Origin of the sequence: Neochlamydia sp. TUME1, assembly GCF_000813645.1 — a bacterium.
Classification (GTDB): domain Bacteria; phylum Chlamydiota; class Chlamydiia; order Chlamydiales; family Parachlamydiaceae; genus Neochlamydia.
In genome coordinates, this window is the sequence record NZ_JRXI01000128.1 from 1 (window position 1) to 4,653 (window position 4,653).

3 protein-coding genes are annotated in these 4,653 nt (G+C 38.1%); all 3 read left to right on the forward strand.

The window, feature by feature from the left end:
* Window positions 1-144 precede the first annotated feature (144 nt).
* The 3 genes from DB41_RS05935 to DB41_RS05945 all read left to right on the forward strand — a co-directional run bounded on the left by DB41_RS05935 (window position 145) and on the right by DB41_RS05945 (window position 4,488).
* Window positions 145-1,986: an ankyrin repeat domain-containing protein gene (locus DB41_RS05935; protein ID WP_039385418.1), complete on the forward strand. Its 1,842-nt coding sequence runs from the start codon at window positions 145-147 to the stop codon at window positions 1,984-1,986.
* Between the two features lie 405 nt (window positions 1,987-2,391).
* Window positions 2,392-3,402 (forward strand): malate dehydrogenase, encoded by a 1,011-nt coding sequence (locus DB41_RS05940; protein ID WP_039385420.1) that lies wholly within the window; start codon window positions 2,392-2,394, stop codon window positions 3,400-3,402.
* Window positions 3,403-3,660: 258 nt separating this feature from the next.
* Window positions 3,661-4,488, forward strand: a complete 828-nt coding sequence (locus DB41_RS05945) for a hypothetical protein (RefSeq protein ID WP_039385422.1) — start codon at window positions 3,661-3,663, stop codon at window positions 4,486-4,488.
* The last annotated feature ends 165 nt before the right edge of the window (window positions 4,489-4,653 follow it).

Consider the following 4,653-nt stretch of genomic DNA (forward strand, 5'->3'; position numbering starts at 1 on the left):
ATCTCATCATATTAAGTAGGCTTTACTCTCTTTTAGAGTTTTACATGCATTAAAGCTATAATTTCCCTCCTCTTAAGAATTTAATATAAGAAAACAATAAACCTGTATATAATTAGCAGTAAAATTATAGAGAGATTGTTAGCAATGGAAATATCAAAGTTTTTTTCCTTAATTAATCCTTGTTCTTCTCAACATCATGCTCTTCGAGATTTTAGCATTCTTCAGAGTAAATCAAAGCTATGGGTGGGTAGCCTTACTGCCTTAATTACCTTAGTGGCCCTCCCTCTTTTACCTTTAGCTGTGCCCATCGCTGTCTTCTCTTTTCGCACGTTAGTGAAAAAATTTTCTGCTGCTAAAATATCTACAAAACCTAGGCTTCAAGAGCAGGCGAATGCGGTACAATACACTGCTCACCAAATTGTTTTTAAGCCGATAAATGCTGAGCATGTGAATAGAGCTGTCGCCGAGGATCTGGGCAGCCCTAAGAAAGAAGTGACCTCTACAAGCAAGAATGAGATTTCCTCGACGGTTAGCTCTTCAAGCAATATAGATAGCATCTTGTTGCCAGAAACGGAGGAAATTAATTTAAATGAAGAGAAGCTCCCCCCTTTACACTTGGCAGCAAAAAGAGGAAATCTAGATGAGGTCGAAAGACTTCTTCTCATTCATCCTATTAATGAAAAAAGCCCCAAGTCTCAGCGCACGGCTTTAAGTGTAGCCGCTGAAGCTGGGAAACTACATATTGTCAAATATTTATTGCAAAAAGGTGCTAATCCGGAACTAAATGATCAACATTTTCATTGTGCTTTAGAGCTAGCAGCTCAAGCAGGGCATTTAGATATTGTTAAAGCTTTGCACCAGCAGGACACCAATCCATCCAGAGAGCTTTTAAGCGAAGCGTTGCTTTTATCTGCCAGAACTGGAAAAAAAGATGTGGTTAGCTATTTACTAGAGCAAAAGGCAGATGCAAATAGTACCGATAGAGAGGGCAATCTGCCCCTGCACCTTGCTGCCCAAGCTGGACATTTACGGGTTGTTAAGATCCTAGTAGGCCTTACTAAAAATATTGATGCTTTAAATTATGACAAGCGCACCCCTTTAAGTTGTGCAGCAGAATCAGGAGAAGTAGCAGTTGTAGAATATTTATTATCTCAAGATTCTAACCCCGCCATTAAGGACAAAAATAATGAACTGCCTATCATTTGGGCAGCTAAGAAAGGACATGTAGCTATTGTTGAAATCTTACTCTCAAAAGTTGATAAGGCCTACGAGCGGGAGAAAGTCTTAACTTTAGCATGGAGGTTGGCTTGCTATTATGGAAAGAAAAATGATATTAAAACCTTACTCACCTTAGGGGGGGATGCTAACAAAGAAGACGATGAGGGAAAGCTACCTTTACACCATGCTGCTGAGAAAGGCTCTTTATCTACTGTTAAAATTTTACTTCCACTGACTCAAAATGTGAACGCCAAAGAAGGGGATAAGGATCAGACGGCTTTAAGCTTGGCAGCTGAGAGCGGAAAAATTGAGATAGTTAATTACTTATTAGAGCACGGTGCGGATGCTAATGAAGCTGACCACTCTAAAGCTTTACCTTTACATTATGCCGCTCTGGCAGGGCATTTGCCAGTTATTAAAGCTTTGATAAAAGCGAACCCTCATATTAATGAAAGAGATGATAGCGAAAGCACCGCTTTAAGTTATGCTGTACAAGGAAATCATCGAGAAATTGCCCAATTTTTATTAAAACACCACGCGGATGCAAACATCTCTGATAAAAACTTAAGGTTGCCCTTGCATTATGCTGCAAAGCATGGGAATGTAGAGTTAGTAAAAATTTTGGTAGATAAAACGACAGATATCAACGCCAAAGATTACCGTGGCATTACAGCTTTACGCTGGGCAAAAGAGCATCTTTCCGAAAAAAATCGGATGAACTACGAACAGATAATCCAACTTTTAGAGACTAAAGGCGCCTTAGAATAGCTGCATGGCAAAAAATATATATATATATATATATATATATAAAGGCATAGACACCATCTTTTAAAAGAAAACATAAAATCTTTAATGATTGATGGATTGACTACTGGAGATTTGCAAGATTTTTTACTCTCTATAAAAAATTTCTTTCAAAATATTGAGTGCATCCAGGAAAATCTTAGAGAGAAAAAGCCATTATAGATTGTACCTTATAGAGGGAAATGACAGCTTCACAGCTATCTTTAGCCCCAAAAGAGTAATAAAGATAAAATTTTTCTTAAATTATGTAGGTAAGCTTCCAACCCTAGGTTCTTAAAGCTCCCTTGGCTCTATAAGTTTAGCTTAGCCAAAATTGAGCTTTACTTTTAGAATTTCCTTATCCTTTAATAGCAAGAAAGAAGAATTTTTATGCCTCAACCTCTGAAACGTATCGCTGTCACAGGCGGAGCAGGGCAAATCGCTTATAGCCTTTTATTCCGTCTAGCCAATGGCGACTTATTAGGCGCTACTCAGCCCATAGGATTGCATCTTTTAGAAATCCCAGAAGCCATGCCTATTCTCCAGAGTGTAGCTATGGAGCTTGAAGATTGTGCTTTTCCCCTTTTAAGAGAAATAATCATTGGAAGCAACGCTGATGAGGTCTTTAAAGAGATAGATTATGCCTTCTTAGTAGGTGCCAAGCCACGGGGCCCTGCCATGGAAAGAAAGGATTTGCTCAATGAAAATGGTAAAATTTTTGTTGAGCAAGGTCAAGCATTAAATAAGTCCGCTAACCCGCATGTCATTGTGCTGGTCGTGGGAAATCCCTGTAATACTAATTGTTTAATTACCCTCAGCCATGCTCCGCGGATTCCTCAACAAAATTTTCATGCGATGATGCGTTTGGATCAAAATCGTGCCGTAAGCTTATTAGCAAAAAAAGCAAATGTTAATAGCAATGAGGTGACAAGAGCCGTGATATGGGGCAACCATTCTTCTACACAAGTACCAGACTTTACCCATGTGCATATAAAAAATAAGCCTTTGATAGATTTTCCGATAAGCCAGCATTGGCTGGAAAATGATTTCATGAGTGGAGTACGAGAGAGAGGGTCTGAAATTATTGCAGCCAGAGGAAAATCATCCGCAGCTTCAGCAGCCAGCGCAGCTATTGATGCTATGAAAGCTATTATTAACCCAACTCCTCTAGGAGAGTGGTATTCTTCAGGAGTAATTAGCAATAATAACCCTTATGGGATTCAAGAAAATCTAGTTTTTTCCTTTCCCTGTCGTACTAAGGAAGATAAAACATATGAGATCGTAAAAGATCTTCCTTGGCACGCGTGGATAAGAAATAAGATTATGGCCTCTGAAAGCGAGCTAATTGAAGAGCGCACTTTTGTGAAAGATACGCTAGGCGCACGTTTACACATAATCTAGCAGCCTAGAAGATGAGTGAATTTTTATTTGGAATAACTTAAGGCCCCTTTAGAGATTAGCTTATACAGCTATCCATATAAATGAGGCCCTCTTGAGTTGATTTCTTCTGGAGTACTAGCTATTTTGATAAGTATGTGAATAAAATTACATTTGAGCTCTAACCTTTTACGAATACTGAGAAGGCCATAAAAGCAAAGATATCCCTATCATAGGAACTAAATATTTTTTACAAACCTCGAAATGAGATAAAAAACAATTATGACATTCGATGACTTACAATTAATGTTTAATAGAGCGTTAGCCCTCTCTCTTAATAAGAAAAAATTTTTACTAGTCTTTACCATTTTAGCATTATGTGGTGTCTTGGTAGTGTTTTTTCGTGGCCTAGCTCTAGGAGCTAATGAATGGCTGATGATGAGTCTAACTTTTTTACCTATTTTTCTTTGCGCAGGATTTTTGCTTTCCACAGGGATTGTTCTTATTCGTATTTATCATGATGAAATAAAAAAAAAGCAGACCAGTTATACAGAGATATTAGCTAAATCGTGGGAGATCATGATTGGAGCTTCTTATTTTTGCATCCCCATTATTTTAAGCTACCTATTACTGTGGATGCTTTTGGGCCTCTTTTTCTTACTAGAAGAGATTCCTGCAGTAGGCCCCTTCTTCAGTGCTATTTTGGCTTTTGGCCCCTTTTTAATTAATCTAGGTACTCTGCTTTTATGCATATTAAGCCTGGCCATTCTCTTTTTTGTTACACCCGTGATTGCTTTGAAAGGCTTAAATCGCATACAAGTTGCTGACATATTATCTAAAAGAATGAGAGGGGATATATTTAGTAATATTATCTTGTCCCTAATAGCTACCTTCCCTTTATGGTGCCTTGCGGGCTTGCTAATTTTAGCCGCTTGGATGACAGGATCAGTATGTTTTTCGTGCCACAACCCTTTACATGCAATCCTTCAATGGTTTTTTACGATGATACCTTTCACTGCCGTCCTTACACCTGCTGTGATTTTTTTCTTTAACTTTGCGGCTGAAGCCCATGTTTTAATGATAAGAGGCCCTCAAAGAACTTCTCTATAAGTGCCTAACTTCGTATTAAGCTACAAATGAAGAGTTTTAAAATATGAATAAAAAAACTGGTAGAGAATTAGCCGAGCCTGCAAGAGTAGGTTTATAAACCCATTCAAGCATCCTCGAGCAATTTGAAAGAAGCCAGCAATATATAACATTTTGATAATACCATTT